Origin of the sequence: Salinirussus salinus (assembly GCF_009831455.1) — an archaeon.
Classification (GTDB): Archaea; Halobacteriota; Halobacteria; order Halobacteriales; family Haloarculaceae; genus Salinirussus; species Salinirussus salinus.
On record NZ_WOWO01000002.1, the window covers coordinates 701,003 to 727,581 of the forward strand.

21 protein-coding genes are annotated in these 26,579 nt (G+C 72.4%); 13 read left to right on the forward strand and 8 right to left on the reverse strand.

The window, feature by feature from the left end; translation table 11 throughout:
* Positions 1–1,188 (reverse strand): vWA domain-containing protein, encoded by a 1,188-nt coding sequence (locus GN153_RS06760; protein ID WP_159901064.1) that lies wholly within the window; start codon positions 1,186–1,188, stop codon positions 1–3.
* A gap of 114 nt (positions 1,189–1,302) precedes the next feature.
* Between GN153_RS06760 and GN153_RS06765 the strand changes: the two genes are divergently transcribed.
* The 4 genes from GN153_RS06765 to GN153_RS06780 are packed head-to-tail and all read left to right on the forward strand — an operon-like array spanning position 1,303 to position 3,951.
* Positions 1,303–2,172 carry an ABC transporter permease gene (locus tag GN153_RS06765; protein ID WP_159901066.1) on the forward strand — a complete coding sequence of 290 codons (870 nt, stop codon included), beginning with the start codon at positions 1,303–1,305 and terminating at the stop codon, positions 2,170–2,172.
* Positions 2,169–3,035: an ABC transporter ATP-binding protein gene (locus GN153_RS06770; RefSeq protein WP_159901068.1), complete on the forward strand. Its 867-nt coding sequence runs from the start codon at positions 2,169–2,171 to the stop codon at positions 3,033–3,035. Before GN153_RS06765 ends, GN153_RS06770 begins: the two co-directional genes overlap by 4 nt.
* Positions 3,032–3,661, forward strand: a complete 630-nt coding sequence (locus GN153_RS06775; protein ID WP_159901070.1) for a hypothetical protein — start codon at positions 3,032–3,034, stop codon at positions 3,659–3,661. Before GN153_RS06770 ends, GN153_RS06775 begins: the two co-directional genes overlap by 4 nt.
* Positions 3,662–3,663: 2 nt before the next feature.
* Complete coding sequence (locus GN153_RS06780; protein WP_159901072.1) at positions 3,664–3,951, forward strand: winged helix-turn-helix domain-containing protein; 288 nt, start codon at positions 3,664–3,666, stop codon at positions 3,949–3,951.
* A gap of 38 nt (positions 3,952–3,989) precedes the next feature.
* Here GN153_RS06780 and GN153_RS06785 read toward each other — a convergent pair whose 3' ends face one another.
* On the reverse strand, positions 3,990–4,439 hold the full coding sequence (locus tag GN153_RS06785) for a universal stress protein (RefSeq protein WP_159901074.1): 450 nt from the start codon (positions 4,437–4,439) through the stop codon (positions 3,990–3,992).
* 203 nt (positions 4,440–4,642) lie between these two features.
* Here GN153_RS06785 and folP point away from each other — a divergent pair, with 203 nt between their 5' ends.
* The gene (gene folP, locus GN153_RS06790) at positions 4,643–7,090 is read left to right on the forward strand and encodes a dihydropteroate synthase (protein ID WP_159901076.1); all 2,448 of its coding nucleotides are present in this window, start codon (positions 4,643–4,645) and stop codon (positions 7,088–7,090) included.
* Positions 7,091–7,157: 67 nt separating this feature from the next.
* Here the strand turns inward: folP and GN153_RS06795 are convergent, their stop codons facing one another.
* From GN153_RS06795 to purH, 5 genes are all read right to left on the reverse strand, one after another.
* Complete coding sequence (locus GN153_RS06795) at positions 7,158–7,544, reverse strand: truncated hemoglobin (RefSeq protein WP_159901078.1); 387 nt, start codon at positions 7,542–7,544, stop codon at positions 7,158–7,160.
* 72 nt (positions 7,545–7,616) lie between these two features.
* Positions 7,617–8,678 (reverse strand): glycosyltransferase, encoded by a 1,062-nt coding sequence (locus GN153_RS06800; protein ID WP_159901080.1) that lies wholly within the window; start codon positions 8,676–8,678, stop codon positions 7,617–7,619.
* Between the two features lie 65 nt (positions 8,679–8,743).
* Complete coding sequence (locus tag GN153_RS06805) at positions 8,744–9,979, reverse strand: hypothetical protein (RefSeq protein ID WP_159901082.1); 1,236 nt, start codon at positions 9,977–9,979, stop codon at positions 8,744–8,746.
* The gene (locus GN153_RS06810) at positions 9,976–10,815 is read right to left on the reverse strand and encodes a hypothetical protein (protein ID WP_159901084.1); all 840 of its coding nucleotides are present in this window, start codon (positions 10,813–10,815) and stop codon (positions 9,976–9,978) included. The genes GN153_RS06805 and GN153_RS06810 overlap by 4 nt, the downstream gene beginning before the upstream one ends.
* A 100-nt stretch (positions 10,816–10,915) precedes the next feature.
* On the reverse strand, positions 10,916–12,538 hold the full coding sequence (gene purH, locus GN153_RS06815; RefSeq protein ID WP_159901086.1) for a bifunctional phosphoribosylaminoimidazolecarboxamide formyltransferase/IMP cyclohydrolase: 1,623 nt from the start codon (positions 12,536–12,538) through the stop codon (positions 10,916–10,918).
* 127 nt (positions 12,539–12,665) lie between these two features.
* On the opposite strand from purH, the gene purB reads away from it, so the two are divergent.
* The 8 genes from purB to GN153_RS06855 all read left to right on the forward strand — a co-directional run bounded on the left by purB (position 12,666) and on the right by GN153_RS06855 (position 25,923).
* Positions 12,666–14,048: an adenylosuccinate lyase gene (gene purB / locus GN153_RS06820; RefSeq protein WP_159901088.1), complete on the forward strand. Its 1,383-nt coding sequence runs from the start codon at positions 12,666–12,668 to the stop codon at positions 14,046–14,048.
* Between the two features lie 147 nt (positions 14,049–14,195).
* Positions 14,196–14,657, forward strand: a complete 462-nt coding sequence (locus GN153_RS06825) for a CBS domain-containing protein (protein ID WP_159901090.1) — start codon at positions 14,196–14,198, stop codon at positions 14,655–14,657.
* Positions 14,658–14,762: 105 nt separating this feature from the next.
* On the forward strand, positions 14,763–16,877 hold the full coding sequence (locus GN153_RS06830) for a DUF4129 domain-containing protein (protein ID WP_159901092.1): 2,115 nt from the start codon (positions 14,763–14,765) through the stop codon (positions 16,875–16,877).
* Positions 16,874–19,183, forward strand: a complete 2,310-nt coding sequence (locus GN153_RS17670) for a DUF58 domain-containing protein (RefSeq protein WP_236544764.1) — start codon at positions 16,874–16,876, stop codon at positions 19,181–19,183. The genes GN153_RS06830 and GN153_RS17670 overlap by 4 nt, the downstream gene beginning before the upstream one ends.
* Positions 19,183–20,634: a DUF7519 family protein gene (locus GN153_RS06840; RefSeq protein WP_159901094.1), complete on the forward strand. Its 1,452-nt coding sequence runs from the start codon at positions 19,183–19,185 to the stop codon at positions 20,632–20,634. Before GN153_RS17670 ends, GN153_RS06840 begins: the two co-directional genes overlap by 1 nt.
* 91 nt (positions 20,635–20,725) lie before the next feature.
* On the forward strand, positions 20,726–21,763 hold the full coding sequence (locus tag GN153_RS06845; protein ID WP_159901096.1) for an AAA family ATPase: 1,038 nt from the start codon (positions 20,726–20,728) through the stop codon (positions 21,761–21,763).
* A gap of 53 nt (positions 21,764–21,816) precedes the next feature.
* Positions 21,817–24,504: an AAA domain-containing protein gene (locus tag GN153_RS06850; protein WP_159901098.1), complete on the forward strand. Its 2,688-nt coding sequence runs from the start codon at positions 21,817–21,819 to the stop codon at positions 24,502–24,504.
* Between the two features lie 198 nt (positions 24,505–24,702).
* Positions 24,703–25,923, forward strand: a complete 1,221-nt coding sequence (locus GN153_RS06855) for a lactate racemase domain-containing protein (RefSeq protein WP_159901100.1) — start codon at positions 24,703–24,705, stop codon at positions 25,921–25,923.
* 27 nt (positions 25,924–25,950) lie between these two features.
* On the opposite strand, the gene GN153_RS06860 is transcribed toward GN153_RS06855, so the two are convergent.
* Complete coding sequence (locus GN153_RS06860) at positions 25,951–26,577, reverse strand: beta-class carbonic anhydrase (RefSeq protein ID WP_159901102.1); 627 nt, start codon at positions 26,575–26,577, stop codon at positions 25,951–25,953.
* Positions 26,578–26,579: the final 2 nt, after the last annotated feature.

Sequence of the window (26,579 nt, forward strand, 5' to 3'; positions counted from 1 at the left end):
TCACTCTATCCGCTCCTCGTCGACGATCTCCGTCGCCCGGCTGCGTTCGGCCTTGCCGCCCTCCTTGACGACCTGGGTCTCGCGGGCGACGTCCTCGACGACCTCGGTCTCGCCGTGGATCCGGGTCATCTGCTCGACCTGCGTCTCCGCGGCCTCGACGTTTCCCTTGCCGAGTTCGGTGCGGACGACCGTCTCCTGGTGGTCGAGCTGGACCTCCTCGTTTGCCTCCGCGAGCTCCTCGCTCTCCTCGCTGTAGTCGACGGTGATCCGGTCGGTCGCCTCGTCGCCGCGGGCCCGCAGCCGCACCTGGACGAGCGGGACCCCCTCCGCGGGGTCGTGGGCCGGCGCCGCCACCTTCATCACGACACGCTGGCGCTCCCGTTCGGTGAGGTCCGGCAGCTTCACCGTGGCGGTGTTCGCCTCCCACTCGGGCTCGACGTCCTGGGCCTGGGGGAGCGCCCGGTAGATGTCGCTGACCTCCACGCCGTTTGCCGCGTCGAGTTCGAGTTCCGCGTCGGCGGCCACGACCTGGGAGGCGGACTCGACGGCCTCGCCGAAGAAGGCCTCGATGTCCCCGGCTTCCTCCAGGTGGGTCCACTTCCCCCGGGCGGTCGTTCCCAGGGTGCGGATCGTGTCCTGGTTGTAGTCCTCGCCGATCCCCGCGGCCTCGATCCGGACGCCCGAGCCGTCGATGTCGCGGGCCAGCCCCTCGAACTCCGCGACGGTGTGGTCCTTGTCCTTGCCGTCCGAGAGCAGGAGGAGCCGGCGAACCGCGTCACCGCTCGCTCCGGGGTCGTGGTCGAGCGACGCCAGCGACTCGCTGGCGGTCTCCAGCCCGGCGTACATGTCCGTGCCGCCGCCCGCCGAAAGTTCCTCGACCATCCCCATCGCCTCGTCCCGGCCGAGGTCGCCCCAGCGAACCGGTCCCAGCAGTACCTCAGCGGTCGAGTCGAAGGCCACGACGCTGACGTAGTCGGTCGGTTCCAGGAGGCCGAACACCCAGGACGCGCCGTCCCGGGCACGGCTGATCTTCGCACCGCTCATCGACCCGCTGGTGTCGATACAGAGCGCGATGTGACGCTCGACGCCGCCGGTCTGCTCGCCCGGCTCGACGTCGACCTCGGCCGTGATCCGCGCGCCCTCCGGCGGGACCGCCGGCCTGTTAACCTCGGTCTCGATGCTCGCCATACTCCCCCGTGGTCGCTCGGCCGGTATGTATCTTGCCCGCACCCCGCAACTGCTTTGCGATGCAAAGCGAATTCTTTGGCAAACTTTATTGCACTGGACAGTACACTGCAACACATGGCAACGGACACGCAGACACCCTCCAGAGCGAGTGCCGACCGGCGGCAGGTGTGGGCCGGCCAGGCCCGGGCCTTCGCCGAGCGGTACGCCCGCGAACTGTTCCGGAACAAGGTCGTCCTCTTCTGGTCGGTGGCCTTCCCGGTCGCCTTCTACCTGCTGACGATCACGGTGTTCATCGACACGGGGGCAGTCCCCGATACGGTCGTCCCCTACCAGAAGGCGGGTGTGGCGGTCAGCTACGGGATGTTCGGCGCCATCGTCGCCTCGCTGAACTCCTTCGGACAGCAGCTGGCGGCGGATTTCGAGGCCGACAGGTACATGCAGTACCGCTCGCTGCCGCTGGCGCCGAGTGCCGACCTGGCCGGCCGGGCGGTCGCGGGGCTGGCGCTGTCGGTCGTCGCCTTCGTCGCCGTCCTCGTCGTGGCGGTCCCGACCGGCGCGGCGTTTTCCCTGCGGGCGGCGGCGTCGGTCCCCGTCGTCGTGCTCGCGGTCCTCACCTTCGCCGTGCTGTGGATGATGCTCGCGGTCGTCGTGGCCACGCTCGTCCGGGACGCCCGGTACGCCTCCGTGGTCACGATCAGCATCGCGCTGGGCGCGTACTTCCTGACCGGGTACAACGGCACCGACCCCGGCGCCTTCGCCGGGCCGGACTGGCTGCTGAACTGGCTGCCCTTCACGCTCGCGACCCGGCTCGTCAGCCACAACATCGTGGTGTTCCCCGATACTGGAGTGCTCGGGTCGGGCTCGCTGCTCTCGGTCCCCTCGCTTTCCTTCGGCGTCGGGCTGCTGGCCGCGACGACTCTGGCCGCCGTCGCCGTCGGCCTGCTGGTCATGCGCCACGCCGTCTACGGGGAGGTGCGGCCATGACCGCCATCGAGAGCCGCGGCGTCGCGAAGGAGTTCGGCGCCGACGACGTCGTCCGCGGGGCCGACCTGGCCGTCGAGGAAGGGGAAGTCCTCCTGTTGATGGGACCGAACGGGGTCGGGAAGACGGTCCTGCTCTCCTGTCTCGCGGGCAGCCGGGAGCCCACGGAAGGGGCCGTCGAGGTGTTCGGGCGCCCGGTCGGGGAAGACGGCGGCGACAGCCTGACCTTCCTGCTGCAGGATTCGATGGCCGTCGAGACGCTGACCGGCCGGGAGAACGTCGACTTCTACTCGCGGCTCCACCACCGCTTCACCGACCGCTGGCGCGAGTACGTCGACCGGCTGGGGTTGACCGACGACCTGGACAAGCGCGTCGAGCACTACTCCGAGGGGATGAAACGGAAGCTCGAGCTCGCGCTGACGATGGGCGTCGACGTGCCGGTCTACCTGCTCGACGAACCCACCGCTGGCGTCGACCTGACCAACATTCAGCGTTTCCACGACATCATCCTCGAGGCACGCGACGCGGGCAAGACCGTCCTGGTCTCCAGCCACCGCCCCATCGACGCCAACATCGCCGACCGGGTGGCGTTCATGCCCGACGGCACGGTCTCGACGGTCGGCGAGCCCGACGGACTGATGGAGCAGGTGCCGACGGTGGTCCGCGTGACCGGCAGCGAGGCTATGCGGACCGCCGAGGAGTACGTCGACGGCCAGCTGTTCCCCGTCGGCGGGGAGGCGCGGGGCTTTCTCGCCGAAGACGTCGCGTTCGAGGACCTGGCGGGGGCCGTCGAGAGCGGGGGCGTCGAGCGCATCGACCCGACCTACACAGACCTGTTCAACTACTACATCCACGTCGAACCATGAGCGGGGAGATAGAGCCGGACGACCTACGGGAGGAACTGGAGACGATCAAGGAGGCGATGGGCCTCGAGGAACGGTACAGCGGGGCCACCTCGATGTGGCTGCTCTTCGGCCTGGCGGTCCCCGTCGCCAGCGGGGTCTCACAGTACGTCTTCACCGAGCGGCTGGCCCCGTGGCTCCACGCCGTCGTCTGGGCGGTCGTTCTCGGCGTCGGCTTCGCCATCTGGTACGCGACCGCCGGGAAGGAGGAGGGGGACATCGGCGTCGGAGCCGGCGCCAGGCCCAACCTCTTCGTGCAGTTCGGCCTCGTCTACTTCACCGTGATCCCGGTCCAGGCCGCGGTCGCTCCCTTCCTCCAGGACCTGGGCTACGTCGAGGAGGCGCTGTTCGTCCAGTCGCTGATCGTCGTGTTCATCGGGCTCGCCTACGGCATCCTCGGCTCCTCGCTCGCGGCCTACCGGGTCCGGTTCCGGGACCGCATGCTCTTCTACGTCGGCACCGTCTGGATGGTGGCGCTGGGGGTCGCCATCCCGCAGGTCGAGTTCCTCCGGACTCTCCCACACGCGACCTTCGGCGGGGTATACCTCGTCTACGCGCTGGGAGCGTACGCCGTGCTCACACGGACCTGACCATGGAGTTCGACAAGCTCGTCCACCAGCCGACGCGACTCCAGGTGTTCGCCTACCTCTACCGGCACGGCGAGACGGGCTTTTCGGACCTGGTCGAGGAACTCGACCTGACCGAGGGCAACCTCGCCAGCCACCTCCAGCGGATGGAGGAAGCGGAGGCCGTCGCGGTCCACAAGGAGTTCGTCGACCGCAAGCCCCGCACGACCTACGAACTCACCGAGGAGGGCCGGGAGCTGTTCGAGGAGCACATCGAGACCCTGGAGGCGCTGATCGGCGACCTCGACGGGTAGGGAGACCGGCGGTCGGGCCGCCGCGACACCTCCTGCGGTCAGGGCTCCGACAGTACGGTGACCACCGGACACTCGGCGTTGAGTATCACGGACTGGGTCACGCTGCCGAAGATGGCCTTCCCCGTCGGCGACCGCTTTCTCCCGCCGACCACGAGATACCGCGGGCCGACCGCGTCCGCCTCCGCGATGATCGTGCTCGCGGGGTCGCCGATCCGCCCGACCGGCTCCACGTTCCCCAGTTCCGTCTCCCCGAGCGCAGTCTCGGCCATCGTCCGCGCGACATCCCGGGCCCGGCTCTCCTCGGCGGTGAACGACACGTCGCTGAACTCGTCGATCGACCGGAGTTCCTCGAGGTGGCTGTCCGCCTCGTCTTCCGGGATGACGTGAAGCACCTGCAGGTCGTCGCCGTAGGCCGTGGCGAGGTCGGCGGCCTGCCCGATGACCCGCTCCTGGTCGCGTTTCTCCCCGACCGCGGCCAGTATCACCATGCCGAGACGTCAGCGGGAGTCCTCAAGTATCTTGCTCCGGGCTGGCTTCCGTGGAGCCCTCACTCCCGCCGAACGGACCCGAGCGACAGACCCGGGTACTCAGCGGCGGCCAGCGACGCCCACCGCTGTCGGGCCGTCCGGCGTTGCTCCCGGCGGTTTCCAGGTCCGACAGGCTAAAGCCGGGCGGTCCACGCATCACGGGCATGGAGTTTCACGAGGCGGCCAACTACCTCTTCGACCTGCGGCGCTTCGCGCCGCGCCCGGGCACGGACGCGACTGCGGACCTGCTCGCCCACCTCGGGAACCCCCACGAGGGGCTGACCTGCGTCCAGGTCGCCGGCTCGAACGGGAAGGGGTCGACCGCCCGGATGCTCGACTCCGTCCTCCAGGAGGCGGGGCTCTCGGTCGGCCTCTATACCTCCCCGCACCTGGACGACGTCCGCGAACGGGTCCGGGTCGACGGCCGCAAGCTCTCGGAGGGCGCGCTCGTCGAGTTCGTCGACGCCATCGAGAGCTACGTCACCGACCGGGCGACCGAGGGAGCGGCGCCCACATTCTTCGAGACTATCACCGCGCTGGCGCTCTGGGAATTCGACCGCCGGAACGTCGACGTCGCCGTTCTGGAGGTCGGTATCGGCGGCAAGTACGACGCCACGAGCGTCGTCGACCCGGCCGCGGCCTGCGTCACCAGCGTCGCCCTGGAGCACACGGACACGCTGGGCGACACGGTGGAGGAGATCGCCCACGACAAGGCCCACGTCGCACCCGCCCACCGCCCGCTCGTGACCGCGGCCGACGGCGCCGCCCTCGAGGCAGTCCGTGAGGTGGCCGGCGACGTGGTGACCGTGGGGTCAGACGGTGACGTCCGGGTGGCCGACGGCGGCCGCGACGGCCTGGAGTGGCGGGTGGCCATCGAGGGCGGCCCGGTGGACGGAGATGGAAACGAGGACTGGAGCGTCGACACCGCCCTCCCGCTGCTTGGCTCCCACCAGGTCGACAACGCCGGCGTGGCGGCGGCGCTGGCCCGCCAGGTCGCCGACGTCGACGCCGCTGACCTGGAGCAGGGGCTGCGCAACGCCCACTGGCCCGGGCGGTTCGAGGTGATGGGCCGGGAGCCGCTGGTGGTCCTCGACGGCGCCCACAACCCCCGGGGGTGTACCCGCGTCGCCGAGACGCTGGAGGCCTTCGAGTACGACGACCTCCACCTCGTCGCGGGGGCGCTCGCGGACAAGGACCACCGCGGGATCGCGGCAGCGTTCGACGCCGCCGACACCGTGGTCGCCTGCGAGCCCGACCGGGACCGCGCCGAGGACGAAGGGGTGCTCGCGGAGGCCTTCCGCGCCGAGACCGGCGCCGAGGTGCGGACGCGCTCGGACGTGCCGGGCGCGCTCGACATCGCGCTCGATACCGCGGAGTCGGGCGACGCCGTCCTCGTCACGGGCTCGCTGTACACGGTCGCGGAGGCCCGGACCCGCTGGGCACGGGTCGAGATCCCGAAGCGGGTCGACTCTATCGCCGCCTCGCGGGCGGCGATCAAGGGAACCCACGTCACGGACGCGGGCGCCTGGCGGATGCGCGGGAAGGGCGTCCACCGCGTGCTGAAGACCCGCGTCCGACCCCGGCAAGCCCAGTACCTCAAGGAGGAACTGCTCTCGCTGGGCGGGGAGTGTGCGGTCTCGGGGCTGAACGACCAGGACCAGGAGTCGCTCGGCGTGCTCATGATGGCGACGATGGCCCAGTTCAAACGGCTGGCCGACAAGCTGGACGGCCAGCCCTACGGGCTCGCGAGCTTCGGCGACGAGCTCCGGGAGACGCTGGGGATCGGCGTCGAGCCAGACGAGCGGGGCTACCCCTGGGAGGGCGGCACCGCCGTGATGGGCATTCTCAACGTCACCCCCGACAGCTTCCACGACGGCGGCGAGTACGAGGACGCCGGCGACGCGGTCGCGCGCGCAGAGGAGATGGTCGCGGCCGGCGCGGACATCGTCGACGTCGGCGGCGAGTCGACGCGGCCGGGCGCCGACCCGGTCCCCGCCGACGAGGAGCGCGAGCGCGTCGTCCCGGTAATCGAGGCGCTCGCCGACATGGACGTCCACGTCTCCATCGACACCCGGAAAGCCGAGGTGGCGCGGGCGGCACTCGCCGCCGGCGCGGACATCCTCAACGACGTCTCCGGGCTGGAGGACCCGGAAATGCGGCTCGTGGCCGCCGAGCACGACGTCCCCGTGGTCGTGATGCACTCCATCGACGCACCGGTAGTTCCGGGCAAGGACGTCCACTACGACGACGTGGTCGAGGACGTCGTCGACGAGCTGACCGAGCGGGTCCTGCTGGCAGAGAAGGCCGGGCTCGACCGCTCGCAGGTCATCGTCGACCCCGGCCTGGGCTTCGGGAAGTCCGGCGAGGAGAGCTTCGAGCTGCTGGGGCGGCTCGGCGAACTCCGGGGGCTGGGCTGTCCGGTTCTGGTCGGCCACTCACACAAGTCGATGTTCGCGGAGGTGGGCCGGGCGGCCGGCGAGCGCTTCGAGCCGACCGTCGCGGCGACGGCGGTGGCCGCCGAGCGCGGCGCCGACATCGTCCGCGTCCACGACGTCGCCGCGAACCGCGCGGCGGTCGACGTCGTCGAGGCCGCCGACCCCGATTCGGCGTAACCGGGCCGTTACTGGCGACGGTCGGGAGACGGCCCACTGCCGGAAGCGGTCGGTCCCCGAGCCGGACTCAGACCGCGTCCTCTTCCTCCTCCGGCCGGGCCAGCAGCTCCTCCTGGTACGCGGCCACCGCGCCGACCACGCGGTCGGCGTCCTCCTCGGGGACATCGAAGGCCGCGAGACTCTCGCGGAGCAACTCGACCGCTCGCTGAATGTCCGCCGGCGTGAACGGAACGTGGAGGTGGGCCTCCCGGACCGGCTCGGCGTCGTACGTCTCGGGGCCGCCGGCGGCCTGACAGAGGAAGTCCGTCTGGGTCCGGCGCAGCTTCGCCATGTCCGCGCCCTCGAAGAACGGGCCGAGGCCGTCGTCTGCGAGCAGCCGGTCGTAGAAGTCGTCGACGACCGCGCGGATCCCCTCGCGTCCACCCAGCCGGTCGTACAGCGTCGGCTCCGACATGTACCGTCGTTGGGCCCCGGAGAGCAAAAGAGCGCGGCGAGTTCCGGAATCTTGCCACAACGCAGGGAGTCACTACAGCAGCCCGTACTCGGCAGTCAGCCGCTCGTAGGCGTCGACGTACCGGCCGGCGACGGCGTCGTGGTCGTAGCCCGCCCAGGAGTCCTCGACGCTCAGTCGCTCGAACTCGCCGCAGTCGACGATGGCGTCGGCGAGCTGCTGGGGGTTGGTGACCCGGAAACTTCGCTCGTAGTTCTCGATGAGCTCGTGGGCGCTTGACTCGGCCTGGTACTCGACGATGCCGATGCAGCCACACGCCAGCGCCCACAGGAGCTCTGTCGCGAAGTACTCCCGGTAGGCGGTCTGGACGAAGGCGTGGGCGCCGCGGTAGATGGCAAGGCGGCGCTCGCGGTCGCAGGCGCCGACGAATTCCACGCGGTCGTCGATCCGCAGGTCCGCGGCCTGGCGCTCGTAGGCCTCCCGCTGTGGGCCGTCGCCGATGACCCGGGCCGACCAGTCCCGGTCCCGGAGTTCCGCCAGCCCGAGCAGGAGACTCTCGACGTTCGCGCTCCCGTCGAGCGGGTGCGCGTAGGCGACGTCCACCTCGCGGGCGGGTTCGACCTCGCGGACCCGGTCGAAGTCGATGCTCTCCGGGATGACTTCGACCCGCTCGCCGGGGACGCCGAACTCCCTGACCCGGGTCCGGACCAGTTCCGAGGGGGAGACCACGAGCTGTGGTCGCGAGACCGCAGCCCGGGTCAGCCGCCGGTCCGTGTCCAGCCCCTCGTCGCCGTACCACTCGATAGCCAGCGGGGCGCGCGCGAGCGTCCCGCCGACGCTCGCGGCGAGGACCTGCCCCGGCGGCGTCGGTCGGGTGTGGACGACATCGGGCCGGTAGCGGGCGAGCACGGCCGGCAGCGAGGCGTAGAACGAACTCGGAGCGTGGCCGATGGTCACCGGGCGGTAGCGGACGCCGTCGACGACCCGCTCGGACTCGGTGCCGCGCCAGAACTGGGTGCAGAAGACGGTGACCTCGTGGCCCCGCCCGGCCAGCCCGCGAGCCACCTGTTCCAGCCGGCGGTTCCCCGGAGTGTCCGACAGGTGGCTCGTCTCCATCGCGACCAGCGCCACGCGCATACCCGGCGGGTCGGCGCCGGCCGTCAAAAATCCCGTCCCTCCGTCTCACCGCGCGGGACCGGGTATCAGCCGACTGTCACGGTCGCGTCCGTCCCCGCGACGAAGGAGCCGTTGCCGAGCAACAGGACCGTCGACCGTTCCGAGGGCGCGAGGACACGCGCGCTCAGGCCGTCGTCGATCGCCCACTGTCCGGCCCGGCGCTCGCCGCGTGCGTCCAGATACGCGCGCAGCGCCCGCTCGAACTCCGCGGCCTCGCCGGCGTCGTCCCAGGCGAAGGTCCAGGCGTAGCTGGCGGTTCGCTGGCCGGGCGTCCGGTAGACGTACAGCCTGTCGTTGCCCCAGCCCGCCGCCGCCCGGTCGGCGCGCTCCTGGGTGACGCCGACCGCGAGCGTCGTCCGGACGAACGCCTCGCCGAGCCGGTCGGTCCCGACCTCGCGCCACCCTCCGGCGGGTTCGACGGCCGCGTCGAGCGCGACCGGCGGCTCCTCGTCGGCGGTGAGGTTGTGGATGACCTGCTCGCTGGTCGTCGGCGGCGATTCGTAGACGCGCGGGATGTCGGCGGGGTCGTCGACCCGACTGGCGACGTACTCGAACCCCTCGGCGTACTGGCTGTTGCCGTACCGGCCGACGTGACCGGGGGGAAGGGCCTCGGCGATGGCGCGGTAGACCGGCGAGTTTTGCGTCCCGTTGTCGGTGTACCGCTCGAGATAGGCGTCGGTCGTGTAGACGGCCGGCCCCTCGAGCAGGCTGCGGACCACGTAGCTCCCGTCGGTCGTGCTCGTATCGACCCGCTGGCGGAGCTGGGCCGACCGTCCCTGCTTGAACTGGACGTAGTGGACGAACTCGTGGGCCACAACCAGGCGGACGTCGTCGGTCGTCGCGTTCGGGCCGGCGTAGACGACCACCGTCCCCAGTGCCGAGGTCTGGCCGGCGAACTGCAACCCGACGTCGCTGGCGTTGGGCACGGGACCGGTCTTCAGCCCGACCGCCTCCTGGAAGGGCGGAAGCCCGCCGCCACCCAGCGAGGCGTTCCCGTAGTCGCTCTCGTTTCCGAACGCCCGGACCCGCTCGGGCGGGGTCACGTTCGTCCCGGCGACGGTCTGGACCCGTGCGAACACGAGCCCGGGGTCGACGGCGAGCGTCCCGTTCTGGACTGTAATGTTCGCTGGCTGGCGGTCGGCACCGGCGGGCCCGCCGTCCGGTGCCGGGCCGCCGCCAGCAGGGCCGGCGACGGGTGCCTGACACCCCGCAACCACGAGCACGGCCGCGAGCGCAACGAGGGCGAGCCCGCGGCGGGTCATGAGGCGAGCGCGGTCGTGGCGTTGACGGCAGTGCTCGCGCCTTCGGGCAGCGTCACCGACACCGGCTCGGCGGTGACCCGGGCGTCCGACGTCGACCGGACGTCGATCTGCTGGCCCTGCAGCGAGAGCGAGGCGTTCGTGGCGCTCACGACCCGGAGCGGCTGGCCCGTCTCGGCCGACGCGTAGACCGTGATGGCCGCGTCGGTCACGTTGACCGACCCGCCCAGCCCCGAGGACTGCAGCGAGCCCAGGGCGTAGGCCTCGATGGCCGACCCGTTCACCTCGGCCTCGAGGACGTACGCCTCGGTGCCGTCGACCCGGGTGGTGCCGTTCAGCGACAGCGCGGTGGCGTTCTCCAGGCCGACATCGACCTGCTGGAGCAGGTCGACGGTCCGGAACGTCCGGGAGACGTTCTCCGAGACGTCCTGTTTGATCCACTCCGAGGAGTAGGCCTGAACGAAGGCGTCGCTGCGCTGGTAGAAGACGCCGTCTTTCAGGTAGGCTTCGGCCTCGGTCGTCTGGCCGAGGACGCTCGTCGTCTGGTCGGCCACGAACTCCCGGTTCGCGCGGTCGACCCGGGTCTCGCTCTCGACGGTGATCCGCTGTTCCTGGTTGTTCGCCAGCACCGTCACGTTGGTCGTCCCGGTGGTGACGTAGCTGTTCGACCCGTCTATCGCCGAGATGACGTTCTCGCGGACGTCCTCGGCGGAGATGTCTCCGCCGGGAGCGGCGGTCGTCGTCCCGCCGCCGCCACAGCCGGCCAGCACCATCGCGGCCGCGAGCGCGACGGCCGCGAGCGCACGCCTCGAGATCCAGCGGGGCTGGGTGTCGGTCATCGTGCCCCCGGCTACGGCCCCGTACTACGTATAAACCCCTCAATCGTCGCCGGGCCGGCGAACGGGAGGTAGATTTTTATGCGGGAACGGGAGGCGCGGCTCAGTCGTGACGGAACGCCCGGCTGCCGGTGAACACCATCGCCATGTCGTGCTCGTCGGCAGCCTCGATCACCCTGTCGTCGTTCTGTGAGCCGCCGGGCTGGATGACCGCCTCGATCCCCGCCTCCGCGGCGTGCTCGATCCCGTCGGGGAACGGGAAGAAGGCGTCCGAAGCCATGACCGCTCCGTCGGCGCTTTTGCCCTCGGCGTGCTCCTCGGCTTTCATCGCCGCCAGCCGGACGGCGTCGACCCGCGAGACCTGTCCCATCCCGACGCCCACGGTTTCAGTACCCTTCGCGAAGAGAATGGCGTTCGATTTGACGTGCTTGATCGTCTGCCAGGCGAATATCATCGACTCCACCTGCTCGTCGGTCGGCTCGCGGTCGGTGACGACCTCCAGGCCCTCGGGCGTGACCTGCTGGGTGTCCCGCTCCTGGACGAGCCGCCCGCCGACCAGGGGCTTCTCGGTCATCGGCTCCGTGACCTCCATCTCCCCCTCGACCTCCAGCACGCGGAGGTTCTCTTTCTCGAAGAGGGTCGCGAGGGCGTCGTCGGTGTACCCCGGCGCGACGACAACCTCCTTGAACGAGTCGACCACCTGCTCGGCGGTGGCGGCGTCACACTCCCGGTTGAGGGCGACGATGCCGCCGAAGGCGCTCATCGGGTCCGTCGACAGCGCGTCCGCGTAGGCCTCCGCGAGCGTGTCCGCGGTCGCGCAGCCGGCGGGGTTGGTGTGTTTGATGACCGCCGCCGCGGGCTCGTCGAACTCCTTGACCAGGTTCAGGGCGGCGTCGGCGTCATTGTAATTGTTGTACGACAGGGCCTTCGCGCCCTCGTTGCGCTGGTCGGCGTGGACCACACTCGCCTCCTCCGTGGTGTAGTCGGCGTAGAGGGCGGCGTCCTGGTGGGGGTTCTCGCCGTACCGGAGGTCCGCGGCGCGGTCGTGGGACGCGAGCCGGCGCTCAGGGAGGTCACCGCCCGTGTCACCCTCGACTGTCACCGCCGTGGGCTCGCCGTCGGCGTCGGTCTCGACGGTCACCCGGTCCTGGGCGAACCACTTGACTGCGCGGGGGTAGGCCTGGAACTCCCCCTGGTAGAGCACCCGGTCTTTCAGCGCGTCGGCGTCGTCGTCCTCGTAGACGGGAACCGGCTCCTGGGTGACGACCGGGCCGCCGTCGACCTCGTCTTCGAGGACCTCGCCGTTCTCGTCGGTGGCGTCGGTGACGAGGTGGACCGTACACCCGGACACGGCCACGCCGGCGTCGAGCGCGTCCCCCCAGGCGTCCATCCCCGGGAAAGAGGGGAGCAGGGAGGGATGGACGTTCAGCGTCGTCGGCGCGGCGTCGAGGAAGGTGTCGGAGAGCACGCGCATGTAGCCGTCCAGGCAGACGAGGTCGAGGTCGTAGCCGTCGAGCGCGTCCAGCACGCGGCGCTCGTGGGCGCGGCGGTCGTCGCCCTCCCGCTCGACGACCTCCGTGGGAATGTCGCGCTTCTCGGCCTTTTCGAGGACCGGCGCGTCGGCGTCGTTCGTGAGGACGACGGCGAACTCGGCCCCGCCGGGCGCCCGGTCGGCGACGTTCATCAGGTTGCGGCCGCGGTTGCTGGCCATGCCCGCGAGTTTCATGTGTGAGTGGGCGCCCGGCGCGCGCAAAGGCGTTGCGAAAGTCCGCACGGCTGACCGGGTCGCGAGCGGGGGGTCTCGTCTCCGCCCCGACCGGCAGGCTTTTTCCCGGAGTCCGACAGGGAGAGATATGGACAGAGGCCCGCTGTCGGCCGTCTCGCCACTGGACGGCCGGTACGCCCGCTACACGGAGCCGCTCGTCCCCTACGCCAGCGAGCGCGGACTGATGCGCGCCCGCGTCGAGGTCGAGGTCGAGTATCTGGTCGCGCTCGCGGACCTCGACGCCGTCCCGCTGGCGCTCGACGACGGGGAGCGCGCCGCGCTCCGCGCGCTCTACGAGGAGTTCGACGCCGAGGACGCCGCCCTCGTCAAGCAACTCGAAACGGAGGGGTACGGCGACTACCCGGCCACCAACCACGACGTGAAGGCCGTCGAGTACTTCATCCGCGAGCGCTCGCCGGTCGACGTGGGCGAGTGGGTCCACTTCGCGCTCACCAGCGAGGACGTCAACAACCTCGCCCACCGGCTGCTGGTCGGCCCGGCGGTCCGGGAGGTGATCCTGTCCGAACTCCGCGAGGTGCGGGACGCGCTCGCCGGGATGGCCCGCGAGTACCGGGACCTCCCGATGCTCGCTCGCACCCACGGCCAGCCGGCCACGCCGACGACCTTCGGCAAGGAGATGGCGGTCTACGCCTCCCGGCTGGGGCGGGCGCTTGGCCGGGTGGAGGCGGCCGTGAACGAGCTCTCCGGCAAGCTCGCGGGCGCGAGCGGGAGCTACGCCGCCCACCACGCCGCCTACCCCGAGGTCGACTGGCGTGCCTTCTCCCGGGACTTTGTCGCCGGGCTCGGCCTCGACCACGAGCCGCTGACCACGCAGGTCAACCCCTGTGACGACCTCGCGGCGCTGTTCGACGCGCTCCGGGGCGCGAACAACGTCCTGCTCGACCTGGCTGTCGACTGCTGGCTCTACGTCTCCGACCGCTATCTCGGTCAGGAGGCCGTCGAGGGCGAGACCGGCTCCTCGACGATGCCCCACAAGGTCAACCCGATCGACTTCGAGAACGCGGAGGGGAACCTCTCGAAGGCCAACTCGGACCTGGTCTTTCTCGGCGACTACGTCACGAAGTCCCGGCTCCAGCGGGACCTCTCGGACTCGACGGTCAAGCGCAACGTCGGCGGCGCGCTCGCGCACTGTCTCGTCGCCTACGGCAAGCTCGGGACGGGGCTCGGCAAGGTCGTCCCCAACGAACAGGTGATGCGCGAGGACCTCGAGACCACCCCGGAGGTCATCGGCGAGGCCGTCCAGACCCTGCTGCGCCGGGAGGGCCACACCGACGCCTACGAGCGGGTGAAGGCGCTCACCCGCGGGGAAGCGGTCACCCTGGCCGACTTCCGGGACCTCTTTGCGGAGCTCGACGTCCCCGCGAGTGTTCGTGAAGAGCTCCGGGCCCTGACGCCTGCCGGGTACACGGGTGTGGCCGCGGACCTCGTGGACGAGCTGGACCAGGGATGAGGGCCGTCGGCGAGCGAGACCCGAGGTGAGTGGCGGCGGGCTGGACCGGGAGTGGAGGGCGGCGGGCTGAATCGGGAGCGAGGGGTCGTCCCCGCGTCGCGGGAATCCCCTTTCGCTTTTTATATTTCGGAGTCCGTACAATACAGCATGGAGATAACCGAACTCGCCAGCGAGGACGTGGTGACAGTCTACCTCGACGAGAGCATCCTCGAGGTCGCCGAGACGCTCCGTGAGGAACGGGTGGGGAGTGCGGTCGTTCTCGACTCGAACGACGACGTGCTCGGGGTCGTCACCGACCGGGACCTGGTCGTCTACGGCCAGCAGTTCGTCGACTCGCTCGCGACGACCACGGTCAACGACATCCTCTCGATGGGCGTGCTCTCGGTCGGCCCGGACGAGAGCGTCCTCGGGCTGACCGAACTGATGCGCGAGGAGGGCGTCCGCCGGGTCCCGGTCGTCGAGGACGGCGAGATCCTCGGGATCGTCACCCTCGACGACGTCATCGTCGGGCTCGCCGAAGACCTGGAGAGCCCGGAACTCGAGAATCTGGCGGCGGTCATCGAGGCCGAGTCGCCGCGCGGACGGAGCGGCCCCGACGACGACCGTTGAGGCTCCCCACTTTTCTGCGCGAGCCTCCAAGTCCCGGCAGCGAACCGACCCGACCTTTGATAACTGCCGGCCGGCAAACCGGTGACAGCCACCCCGGCGTCACACATGACTTCCCGCCACTCCCGCCGGCCGGTCCGGGAGAGCGACCGGGCCCAGGCCCGGCAGCTCCCGCTGCTGGCGCTGTGTGTCTTCGGTCTGGTGGTCGCGGCGCTGGCCCTCCCGCCCGCCGACGCGAACGGTGCCAGTTCCGACGGCGGCGCCCTGCCCGAGCTCCCGGAGTTCGACGGGAACGTCACCATCGACCCCGGAGACGTCCCCATCGACATCGAGCTCCCGGAGGGCCGGATGCCCGACAGCGGCTGTCTCGTGGTCCTCGGCGGCGAGCCGGTACCGGGCAGCGACCTGGCGGTCTACGTGGTCCGGGACCGCCAGCCGGTCCCCGACACCCGCGTGTGGTTCAACGGCCGCCGGGTCGGCCGGACCGACGACCGCGGACGGGTCGTCGGACGGGTTCCCTACGACCGCGAGCTGAACGTCCGGGTCGGCCTCGCCGCGGAGTGTGCCTTCGTCACCCCGGACGGCCGCCGGTACGACCAGTCCCTCGCCGGCGGAGCCGACGCGGCCGCCCTCACCGGCGGGCCGGAGTTCGGCGCGACCGGGGACCGGGTCCGCCAGACCGGCACGGCAGGGAACGACTCGGCGACAGTGCCGGTCGACGGCGAGGTACAGGTCGGCGTTCGCGGGGAGCCGTACCCCGGCGAGACGGTCACTGTGGCCGCCGCCGTCAGTGGTGTCCCGTTCCGGAACGCCGGTGTATTCGTCGACGGCGAGCGCGTCGGCCGGACCGACGACCGGGGTCGCTACCGGCTCCAGGTTCCCGACCGCGAGCGTGTCACCCTCCGGGTCGAACGCGGCGACTTCGCGGGTGCGCGCACCCTGCAGGTCTGGACGCTCTCGGTGAGCGTCCAGCCCCGCGGCCTGCTCGCGGTCCCCGGCGAATCCGGAACCCTGCAAGCCACACTCGGCCCCCGGCCGGCCGCGGACGCACCGGTGTTCGTCGACGGCGAGCGCGTCGGCCGGACCGACAGCGAGGGACAGCTCCGGCTCGACCTCCCCGACTCCGGCGCGACCGTCGAAGTCCGCGCCCGCGGCCAGGTCGAACAGCTCCCGATGTGGGCCGTCTACCTCCCCTCGGTGGCGCTCGTCGCCGGCCTGCTCGGGCTCGCGACCGGGTCGACCGCCGCCGCGGGCCGGCGGTACGGCAGGCGGGTGGGCCTCCTCGCCGCGGCGGGCTGGCTGACCACGGTCGCGCTGCTCGCCGGCTACGTCCTGGGGGGCTGGCCGGGGCTCGCAGCCGCCGCGGGGCTCGTCGCGGTCCCCTGGGCCGCTATCGCGGTCCGCTACCGGGGCGAGGACCTGGTCCCGGCGGGCGCCGACGGCGGCGGCCTGCTCGGCCGGCTCGCACGGCGTGGCAAGGCGGTCGCGCTGGCGCTCGCCGACGGCCTCTCGGGAGCCGCCGACCGGCTGCTCGCAGGGCTGCGTGGCGGCGTGGCCTGGTGTCGCGCCCTCCCGGCCCGGCTCCGGGCGGTGCTGGCCGCGCCGGCCCAGTGGCTCGCCGCCGCGCCCGGCCGTCTCGTCTCGGCCGCCGCAGCGTTCGCGGAGGCCGTCGGGGCCGTCCCGGGCCGCGCGCTCGGGAGGTACGGGCGCGTTCGCATCCTCGTCGCGGGCGCGCTCCTGGTGGCTGCCGTCTCTGCCGGGTACGTGCTCGCGGATGCCGGAGGTGCCGTCGCCGGGCTCGGCGTCTGGACGGTCGCCGTGGTCGCGCTGGCACTTCTCCGCCGGCGGCCGGACCCCGACCGGGCCGACGAGTCACCCGGCGAGACCACGGTGAGGGCAGGTCCGAACGCCGCATCCGCCCCGGAGAGCGAACCCGGCGAGGCGGCCGAGCAGGGGCCGGAGACGCTCCGCGAACTCTGGCGACAGGTCGCACGCCGCGTGGCTCCCCGACGGTGGCGATCCTCGACGCCCGCGGAGGTGGAACGGGCCGCGACCGACCGCGGGCTCCCGGCCGAGCCCGTCGAACGGATCGCGGAGGTGTTCCGCGAGGTGGAGTACGGCGACCGCCCGCTCTCGGACCGGCGGTGGCACCGCGCCCGCGCGGCCTACGACCGGCTCCGGGAGACCTGGGACGAGCGCGACCGGGGAGGGCGCGAAGAGTGAACCGGACTGCCGTCCGCGCCCTCGCGGGGCTGGGCGCGCTGGCCGTGCTCGCCGCGCTCGCGGTCGCGCTCGTCGGCGCCGACCTCCCGGCGGAGGACGTCGACCGCGCGGTCCGGCTCGCCGGCGTGCTGGCGTTTCTCGCCGGGCTCTATCACCTCTGGCGGCTGGCAACCGGCACCGAAGGGTACGCGCTCGCGCCGTGGTCGGTCGGTGGCAGCATCGTCTCCGGCCGGCCGGAGGAGACGCCCTCGGCGCACCCGCTGTCCGGCGAGCGCCTCGCAGGGACCCTGGAGGAGGCCGAACGGGCCGCCCACCGCGACCGGCGCGTCGAGGACGGGCTGGACGTCGTCCGGCCGGCCTTGCGCGAGAGCCTGCTCGCCGCGCTCGTCCAGGGCGGACGGGACCGCGAGGCCGCGGAGGAGGCGCTGGCGGCAGGCACCTGGACCGATGACCCGGTCGCGGCGGCGACCCTCGACCGCCGGGCCGGCAGCCCCGAGCGCTCGGTCCGGCGGCGGGTCCGGTCCTGGCTGTTCCCCGCTCGCGAGGTCCGGACCCGGGTCCGCCGTGCGGTCGGCGCCATCGCCGAGGCCGCCGGCGGGGCGCTCCCGGCGGTCGTCGGTCAGCGGGCACCGCGAACGAACCCCGTCGTCCAGCCGCGGCTGGAGCGGCTCCGTCGCGGCGTCGACGGCCGGCTCGACCCGGCTGCCAACCCCGACAGCCTGGCGCGCGGGCCCGAGCCCGCCGACCCGGGCGGTCCTGCTGACCCGGGCGACGGAGACGGCGGGCCCGCGGCCGACGGCCCGCCCGACCCGGCGTCGGCACTGGCCGACGACGGCCAGGAGGAGGGCCTCGGATCCGACGGCGACGGAGGTGACGGCACGGCACCCGGTGTGTCGGTCGAGAGCGCGCTCGACGCACTCGAGGGGGAAGACGCGGACGGTCCGTCCGCGGGCCGGAGCGTCGAAACGAGGGACAGTCAGCGGACGGCCCGCTGGCAGGGCGGGGTCGCGGCCGCCGTCGCGCTCGCGACGGCCGGGCTCGTCACCCGCCAGCCGGCGCTCGTGCTCGCCGCGGTCGTCCCGCTGGGCTACGTCGCCTACGGGTCCGCGGGGACCGCGGCGATGCCCGGTGGACTCGTAGCGGTCCGGGAGGTGGCGCCGACGCCAGCCCCACCAGGGCGGTCGGTCCGGGTCCGGCTGACCGTCGCGAACCGGGGCGACGAGACCGTCTCGGACCTGCGGGTCGTCGACGGGGTTCCGGAGCGGCTAGCGGTCGTCTCCGGCACCCCCAGGGCCGGCGCGACGCTGGCCCCGGGCGAGGAGCACACCGTCGAGTACGTCGTGGTCGCTCGCCGGGGCGAGCACGACTTCGACCGGCCGACGGTCAGGGTGCGCGACGCCAGCGCGGCGAGCATGGCCACCGGGGCGCTGGCGGCCGGCGGCGACGACCGGCTGGTCTGCCGGCTCGACGCCGATGTCCCGCCCCTCGAGGAGTACGGCACGGGCTACGCCGGACAGCTCTCCTCGGACGAGCCGGGGCAGGGCGTGGAGTTTCACTCCGTCCGGAAGCACCGGCCCGAGGACCCCGCCGACCGGATCGACTGGCGCCACTACGCCAAACGGGGAGAGCTGGCAACGGTCGACTACCGCCACACCACGTCGGCGACGGTCGTGCTCGTCCTCGACGCGCGGTCGGTGAACCGGGTCGTTTCGGGCCCCGGGAGGCCGACCGCCGTCGAGCTGTGTGGCTACGCGGCGACGCGGGCGCTGGCGGCACTACTCGGGAGCGGTCACGACGTGGCAGTCGCAGTAGTGGGACTCGACGGCCCCGGTCCGGCGGGGCTTCACTGGCTCGCGCCGGGCGGCGGCCGCGAGCAGCAGGCGGCCGCCCGGCAGCTGGTCGAGCGGGCCGTCGAGGGCGGGTCGGTCGCCCGGAGCGCCCGCACGCAGGTCCGCAAGCTCGTCGAGCTCGCCCCGCCCGGCGCGCAGTTCGCGTGGGTGTCGCCGCTTCTGGACCGCGAGGCCGCCGACGCCGTCGAGGCCTGGCACGCCCACGGTGTCCCGGTGACGGTGCTGTCGCCGGACGTGCTGCCCGGAAACACGGTCAGCGGCCAGCTCGAGGCGGTCCGCCGGCGGACCGCGCTGGCGCGGTGTCAGGCTACCGGCGCACAGACGGTCGACTGGCGCCGGGGGACGCCGCTGCCGCTGGCCCTCGAGTACGCCTTCGCCGCCGGCGAACGCCTCGGGGGCCGCGGCGGCCAGGCAGGGCGCGGAAGGGGCGGGGGACGCCCGGAGGTGAGCCGCTGATGGCGCTTGCCGGCCCGCGGCTGGACCGGCCGTCGGCTGTCGGCGACGAGGGGCGCCCCCGGGCGACGAGTCTCACCATCGCCGCCGCAGTGGTGGTCGGGCTGTTCCTGGCCGCCGCGGCGCGGCTGAGCGGGGACCTGGGGCCGCTCGTCGGCTCGGGCGGGCCCTTCCAGCCGGTCGTCCTCGTGAGCCAGGTCGCGCTGCCGGCCGGGCTCACGGTCACCGGCGTCGCCCTGCTCGGCCGCGAGCGGGTCGCCACCCGCGTGGTCGGCCACCTCGTCTTCCTGTTCGGCGGGAGCCTGTTGGTCGCGCTGACGGCCGCCGCCGTCGTGTTGCCCGCCGGCCCCCTGCTCGGCGGCTTCCTGCTCGCGTGTCTCGGGATCGGGCTGACCTGGACGGACACCGCACGCGCCGACGCCGTCTCGCGGGCGATGGTCCGGGGAGCCGCGTCCTACATCGCGATCCTGTTCGGGCTCACGGGACTGCTCCTCCTCGCCTCCTTCCTCGCGACCGGGGTCGCGTTCCTGGAGCGGGCCGCCGCCACCTCCGACCCCGGGACGGCGCTCGCCGGATTCGGCGGCGCGCTGGCTGCCCTCGGGCTCTCGGCACTCCTCGCCCTGCGCTGGCTCCCGCTGCTCCAGTGGGCCCCGCCGGCGACCCGCCAGAGCGTCTGGCGCGGCCGACGGTGGGCGCGGCGGTCGGCTGCCGCCGTCGCCGTCCTGGGGCTGGCGACGCTCGTCGCGAGCCCCATTCTGGCGGCGCCGCTGGACCGGGTCGCGGCGACGACGCCCTCGGTCGTCACCCTCCTCGAGGTGCTCTCCGCTCCCGTCGTGCTGCTGCCGCTGCTGGCGCTGGCGGGGCTCGCGCTCCTGGCTGCCGCGGGCGTCAGAGTGCTGGACGCGGTCGTCGACCGCTCCGGTGCGGCGCTCGACACCGCGCTCGCGGCCGGGACCGCCGGGGGACTCCTGGCGGTCGTCGTCGCGCCGGTCTTTCTCGGTGCCGGCGGGAGTATCGTCGCGCTGGTCGTCGTCGCTCCCCTGGGCCTGCTCGCCCTGGGGGCAGTCTTCGTCGGCGCGGTGCGACTCGGCCTGTTGCCGGACCGCGCGGCGGGGCCGGCGCTCGGCGCTGTCGGGCTGCTCGTGGCGGCCGCCGGCGCCGTCCAGGCCGGCCTGTCGGGGGTGCTCGTCTTCGGGCTCGCGACCGGAGCGCTCGTGGTCTGGGACGTCTCCGCGTTCGGCCTGGGACTGACCGCGGAACTCGGCCACCAGCCCGAAACCCGGCGTCTGGAACTCTACCACGGCGCCCTCTCGGTCGGGGTCGGGGTCGTCGCCGTGGGCGCCCTGACGGGGCTGGACTGGCTGGTCCGGACGGTCTCGACCGGGGGGGCCGTCGTCGCGGCGGCCGTCGCCGTCCTCGGGGTCGCCGTCCTGACGGTGCCGCTGGCGCGCTGAGCGAGGTCGCGCGCCCGTGACGGCCGACTGGCGAGGTCAGCCTGTCGGCCGCGAGGGGTGGATTCTTGTCGGTGGGGGCACACGCCCGCGTATGGACGGAACGCCGGACGGGCCCGGGGAGGCGCGGGCAGTCTGCGAGGAGGTCTTCGAGCGCATCGAGTCCGCCGCGGTCGTCGACCGGGAGGTACTGGAGGCGGTGCTCTCGGCCGTCATCGCGAAGGGCCACGTCCTGCTCGAGGACGTCCCCGGCACCGGGAAGACCGTCACGGCGCGGGTCCTCGCCGAGGCGCTCGGACTCTCCTTCACACGGGTCCAGTTCACCCCCGACCTGCTGCCCGCAGACGTCACGGGGTCGACGGTCTACGACGAGCACGAAGGGACCTTCGAGTTCTCCGAGGGGCCGATATTCGCGAACGTCGTCCTGGCCGACGAGATCAACCGCGCCCCGCCGAAGACCCAGGCCGCGCTGCTGGAGGCGATGGAGGAGAGGCAGGTCAGCGTCGACGGCACGACCCACCCGCTTCCCGAGCCCTTCGTGGTCGTCGCGACCCAGAACCCCATCGAGCAGGAGGGGACCTTCAGGCTGCCCGAGGCCCAGCGCGACCGCTTCAGCGTGAAGACGACGCTGGGCTACCCCGGCGTCGACGGCGAGATGGGGCTGCTGGAGCGGCGGGCGAGTCGCCGGACGCTGGCGCCGTCCGTCGAGCCGGTCGTCGGCCCCGGGACCGTGCTGGCGCTGCAGGAGCGCGCCGAGGAGGTACGCGTCGACGAGAAGGTCCGCCGCTACATCGTCGACATCGCGCGGGCCACCCGCGCCGACGCCCACGCCGAGGTGGGTATCTCGCCCCGGGCCGTCCAGCGGGTCTTCGAGGCCGCCCGCGCCCGGGCCGTGGTCGCGGGGCGGGACTACGTGACGCCCGACGACGTGAAACGGCTCGCCCGACCGACGATGGCCCACCGGGTGGTACTCACGACCGAGGCGACCGTCGAGGGCATCGACGCCGCCGAGGTGATCGCGGACGCGCTCGAGGCCGTCGACGTACCCGCGGTCTCGCCGGCCGCCGGCGATTCCGACGCCGGCCCCGCTCCCGAGCCCGAGGCGGAAGACGAGGCGCCGGCGGACGGGTAGCCGGCAGGGGCCGCCACCGACACCGTTTTGCGCGGCGCACCCCTGCGGCCTCCGTGAACATCCGCGGGGTCGTCACCGAGGTCGGCGAGGAGAGGGCAGTCGACACCCAGTACGGCGAGCGCGACCTGCTCGAGGTGGCGCTCCGGCCCGACCGGGGCCGCGGCGAGCCGACGACGGTGACGCTGTGGGGTGACTGGGCGGAGACCGGCGAGTACCTGGAGGCCGGGATGGAGCTTGCAGTCTACGACGCCCAGGAGCGCGAGTACCGCGGCGAGACGCAGTACACCACCGGCGGGGAGACGCGGGTGGTCGTCGAACCCGACTTCCTGGTGGACGTGACCGACATCCGCTCGTGGGTCCAGTGCCCGCGGATGTACTACCTGAACAAGCTCGGCGGGACGCCGCTGGCCGAGCCGGTCGTGACGGGGACGGTCGTCCACGAGGTCTTCGGCGACCTGCTGCGGGGGCGGGACCTCGAGGAGAGTGTCGACGCCCGGGTGGAGGAGGCGGGACTGGACCTCGGACTGCTGGGGGCGAGCCGGGAGGCGACCGCGGAGACGGTCCGCCAGCACGCCGGCGCCATCCAGGCCTGGCTCCAGCAGGGCCGGCTCGGGGGCGGCGACGAGTGGCGCTCCGAGCAGACGCTGGTCAGCGAGCGCTACGGACTCAAAGGGCGGGCCGACGCCGTCCGCAACGGCGCGCCCGTCGAACTCAAGACCGGGAAGAACACCCGTCGGGACCCCCGCTTCCAGGACAAGGTCCAGGCCGCGTGTTACGCGCTCGTGCTGGAGGAACGCCGCGGCGAGGCTCCCGACACCGGGACGCTCCTCTACACGAAGAACGCGGCGCTGGACGGCGAGGAGACCGACGGCGGCGACCTCTCGCCGGCCAAGGACTTCTCCATCGGGTCGGGGCTGCTGGACTTCGTCCTCCGGGAGCGCAACCACCTCGCCGCGATGGAGTACGACAGCTCGGTCCCGACGGGTTACGAGGCCGACGCCAAGTGCGAGTACTGCTTCGAACAGGACACCTGTATGGCGGTCTCCGGCCGGCTCGACCAGGAGTCCAAGGCCGGCCAGGTCGGCACCGCCATCCCCGCCGAGGAGCAGGCGTACTTCGAGGCCTTCTACCGGGCCATCGAGCGCGAGCGGGCGGCCGTCCACCGGGAGTACGCCAAGCTCTGGGAGCAGAAGCCCGGCGAGCGCGCCGACGACGACCGGGCGCTCGTCGGGCTGGAGCCGACAGGACGAAAACAGCTCGAGGGCGGCCGCTGGGAGTTGCGCGCCCGCGGGACCGGGGCCGTCTCGAAGATCCGGGAGGGGGACGTGGTGCTCGCGAGCGACGGCGACCCTATCGGCGGGACCGCGGAACTCGCCCGCGTCGAGCGGCTCGGTGGTCCGGACGGCGAGGTGGTCGTGACGGCCGACGAACCTGTCGAACTGCGGCGGCTCGACGTCTACCCCTCGGAGCTGAGTGCGGACCGGATGCTGACGGCGCTGCACGACGCCCTCCTGACACAGCCCGCCGAGCGGAAGGACGTCCTCTTCGACCGTCGTGAGCCCGCCTTCTCGGAGCCCGGCGAGACGTTCATCGACAACAACGACGCCCAGGACCGGGCGGTCCGGAGAGCCGTCGGCGCCGAGGATTTCGCATTAGTCCACGGGCCGCCGGGGACCGGCAAGACCTACACCCTGGCGCGGATGGTCCGGGCGATGGTCGAGCGCGGCGAGCGGGTGCTCCTGTCGGCTTTTACCAACCGCGCGGTCGACAACGCGGTCGAGGCCCTGGAGGAGCAGGGTTTTACAGACATCGTCCGCGTCGGCACCGAGAGCGGCGTCCGCGAGGACATGCAGTCCTACCGGCTGCAGACCGCGGGCGACCCCGACGAGTGCGCGAGCCGGCTGCAGGAGGCGGGTGTGGTGGCAGCCACCACCGCCTCGTGTGGCTCGCGAGTGATGCGCGAGCAGTCCTTCGACGCCGCCGTGGTCGACGAGGCCGGCCAGCTCACCGAGCCCGGGACGCTCGCCGCGACGACGCTGGCCGGGCGGTTCGTCCTCGTCGGCGACCACCACCAGCTCCCGCCGGTCGTCCAGGCCGAGGACGGGGGGACCGACGAGTACGCCCTCTCGGAGAGCCTGTTCGCGCGGCTGACCGACCTCCATCCGGAGGCGTCGGTCATGCTCGACCGCCAGTACCGGATGGCCCAGCGGATCCAGGCCTTCGCCTCCCGGGAGTTCTACGAGGGCAAACTCCGGCCGGCGACCGCCGAGGTCGCGGCCCAGCACGTCGGCGACCTCCCTGACGTGCGCGTCGACGACCTGCCGTCCCACCTCCAGGACCGCGTGGCCTTCGTCGACCCCGACGGGGAGAGCGACGGGAACACGAACCCGGCGGAGGCGGAGGCGGTCGCGGAAACCGTCGCTGCCTACCGCCAGGCCGGCGTCGACCCCGGCGACATCGGTGTCATCGCACCGTACCGGGCCCAGGTCGCGGAGGTCGGCAAGCGCGTCGGCGAGGCGGTGGCGGTCGACACCGTCGACCGGTTCCAGGGCTCCAGCAAGCAGGTGGTCGTCGTCTCCTTCGTCGCCACCGACGACCTGGAGAGTCCGATATTCGAGGACTACCGCCGGGTCAACGTCGCGCTCACCCGGGCGAAGAAGGCGCTGGTGCTGGTCGGCGACGCCGAGGCGCTGGGGACCGACGACACCTACGCCCGGATGGTCGAGTGGGCGCGCGGGTGACCGTCGAGGCGCGAAACCCCGGTGACTCCCCCGGCTCCTTTTGAAGACCCGAACATGCGGGGCAGGACGGCGATGCCGCTCCGGCCCCGATAGCTATTCGCGGCACGCCGCAATCCACTGGCATGGGCACGTCGACCCGTTCGGGTCGAGACTCCCCCCGATCCGAACACCTTTTCGCCGACGTGTCGAACACCGGGCATGGTCGAAGTCCCTCTCGGGGAGCGGACGGTGTCGGTGGAGCTGCCGGACTCGGCGGTGACGGTCGCCGAGCCGGCGGGCGGCGACCCCGTCGACGTGCCCGCAGCCGCCGAGCGCGCGGTCGCGGACCCGCACGGTCCGCGGCTGTCCGAGCGCGTCGCCCCCGGCGACGACGTCGCGGTGGTCGTGACGGACGTCACCCGAGCCACGCCCGACGACGTCCTGCTGGACGCGCTGCTCGCCGAACTGGAGCGCGGCGGTGTCGACCGCGAGACGGTTCGGGTCGTCCTCGGACTCGGCCTCCACCGCCCGATGACCGACGCCGAAATCCGGGAGGCGCTGGGCGAACACGCCGACATCGCGGAGAACCACGACCCCGAGCGGACGGTAGTGGTCGGCGAGATAGAGGGTTGCCCCATCGAGATATACGAACCGGTCGCCGCGGCCGACACGGTCGTCTCGACGGGGATGGTCGAGCCCCACCAGTACGCCGGTTTCTCCGGCGGAGCGAAGACGGCCGTCATCGGCGCCGGCGGCGAGTCGGGGATCGGGTACACCCACGGCCCGGAGATGCTCTCGCGGCCGGGCGTCCGCCTTGGACGGATCGACGACAACCCCTTCCGGGACTTTGTCGACCGGGCGGGCGACCTCGTCGGCGTCGACTTCTGTCTCAACGTCACCCACGGGCCGGCGGGGATGCTCGGCGCGAGCGCGGGCGACTCCCGGGCCGTGGTGGCGGATCTGGCCGGCATCGCACAGGACGCGCTGGCCGTCGAGGTCGAGGAGGGCTACGACGCCGTCCTCGCGGGCGTGGGTGCGCCCAAGGACGCCAACCTCTACCAGACGACCCGCGGGGCGACCTACGTCGTTCTCGGGGCACACAACCCGCTGCGGGAGGGCGGCCGGGTTATCACCCCGGCCCGGCTGACCGAGGGGGCCGGCGAGGGGACCGGCGAGCAGCGCTTCCACGAGTGGCTCTCGACGGCCGACTCCGCGGAGGCGCTCTACGAGGAGATGCGGCAGGGCTACGAACCGGGCTCACAGCGCGCGTTCGTCGTCGCGCAGGTGCTGCGCGACCACGAGCTGTGGGTCACGAACAGCCAGGCGCCCGGCGTGGTCGAGGACTGTCTGATGCACGCCGCCGACAGCGTCGAGGCTGCCGTCGACCCCGGCAGCGACGTGCTCGTCGTCCCGGACGCGCTGAACACGCTGCTGGTCTGACCGGCAAGTCGCCGGCCCGGACTCCCGCTACTCCTCCACGCGCGTGTTGACGGTCTCGGCGACCCGCTCGCCGGGCCGGCGGAGGTGGCCGCTCTCGACCTCGTAGACGTAGCCGTGGACCGCCGTCTCCTCGGGGATCAGGGGGTGCTCCTCCAGCAGTTCGACCTGCCGGGCGCAGGCCACGTCGATGTCGTCGGTCATCCGCACCCACTCCGCGAGGTCGGCGTCGCCGATGTTCAGCTCCGGGAGCGCGGGGTCGAGGTCGACATCCGAGAGGTCGCCCCCGGCGGCCTCGGTCAGGCCGTCGACGACCGCCTCGTCGGAGGCGCTCATCATCCCGCAGTCGGTGTGATTGACGACGACGATCTCGGTGGTGTCGAAAAACTGCGTCGTGAGCGCGGCCGACCGGACCACGTCGTCGGTCACCTTCCCGCCGGCGTTGCGGAAGACCTGTGCGTCGCCCAGCTCGATGCCCAGCGCCTCCTCGACGGGGATGCGCTCGTCCATGCAGGCGACGACCAGCAGTTGCTTGTCCGTCGGGATCCCCTCGCGTCGCCGCCGCGCCCAGTCGCTTCTGGCGTCGACGTTCTCGTCGACGCTACGGTGGACCTGACCCGCGTCCGGCTCCTCGTGGCTGTGACCGTGGTGTGGCATGA

Excerpts from the sequence above, each read along its gene's own strand:
- GN153_RS06760 (WP_159901064.1), bottom strand. The coding sequence starts at position 1,188 with ATGGCGAGCATCGAGACCGAGGTTAACAGGCCGGCGGTCCCGCCGGAG.
- GN153_RS06765 (WP_159901066.1), top strand. The coding sequence starts at position 1,303 with ATGGCAACGGACACGCAGACACCCTCCAGAGCGAGTGCCGACCGGCGG.
- GN153_RS06770 (WP_159901068.1), top strand. The coding sequence starts at position 2,169 with ATGACCGCCATCGAGAGCCGCGGCGTCGCGAAGGAGTTCGGCGCCGAC.
- GN153_RS06775 (WP_159901070.1), top strand. The coding sequence starts at position 3,032 with ATGAGCGGGGAGATAGAGCCGGACGACCTACGGGAGGAACTGGAGACG.
- GN153_RS06780 (WP_159901072.1), top strand. The coding sequence starts at position 3,664 with ATGGAGTTCGACAAGCTCGTCCACCAGCCGACGCGACTCCAGGTGTTC.
- GN153_RS06785 (WP_159901074.1), bottom strand. The coding sequence starts at position 4,439 with ATGGTGATACTGGCCGCGGTCGGGGAGAAACGCGACCAGGAGCGGGTC.
- folP (WP_159901076.1), top strand. The coding sequence starts at position 4,643 with ATGGAGTTTCACGAGGCGGCCAACTACCTCTTCGACCTGCGGCGCTTC.
- GN153_RS06795 (WP_159901078.1), bottom strand. The coding sequence starts at position 7,544 with ATGTCGGAGCCGACGCTGTACGACCGGCTGGGTGGACGCGAGGGGATC.
- GN153_RS06800 (WP_159901080.1), bottom strand. The coding sequence starts at position 8,678 with ATGCGCGTGGCGCTGGTCGCGATGGAGACGAGCCACCTGTCGGACACT.
- GN153_RS06805 (WP_159901082.1), bottom strand. The coding sequence starts at position 9,979 with ATGACCCGCCGCGGGCTCGCCCTCGTTGCGCTCGCGGCCGTGCTCGTG.
- GN153_RS06810 (WP_159901084.1), bottom strand. The coding sequence starts at position 10,815 with ATGACCGACACCCAGCCCCGCTGGATCTCGAGGCGTGCGCTCGCGGCC.
- purH (WP_159901086.1), bottom strand. The coding sequence starts at position 12,538 with ATGAAACTCGCGGGCATGGCCAGCAACCGCGGCCGCAACCTGATGAAC.
- purB (WP_159901088.1), top strand. The coding sequence starts at position 12,666 with ATGGACAGAGGCCCGCTGTCGGCCGTCTCGCCACTGGACGGCCGGTAC.
- GN153_RS06825 (WP_159901090.1), top strand. The coding sequence starts at position 14,196 with ATGGAGATAACCGAACTCGCCAGCGAGGACGTGGTGACAGTCTACCTC.
- GN153_RS06830 (WP_159901092.1), top strand. The coding sequence starts at position 14,763 with ATGACTTCCCGCCACTCCCGCCGGCCGGTCCGGGAGAGCGACCGGGCC.
- GN153_RS06840 (WP_159901094.1), top strand. The coding sequence starts at position 19,183 with ATGGCGCTTGCCGGCCCGCGGCTGGACCGGCCGTCGGCTGTCGGCGAC.
- GN153_RS06845 (WP_159901096.1), top strand. The coding sequence starts at position 20,726 with ATGGACGGAACGCCGGACGGGCCCGGGGAGGCGCGGGCAGTCTGCGAG.
- GN153_RS06855 (WP_159901100.1), top strand. The coding sequence starts at position 24,703 with ATGGTCGAAGTCCCTCTCGGGGAGCGGACGGTGTCGGTGGAGCTGCCG.
- GN153_RS06860 (WP_159901102.1), bottom strand. The coding sequence starts at position 26,577 with ATGCCACACCACGGTCACAGCCACGAGGAGCCGGACGCGGGTCAGGTC.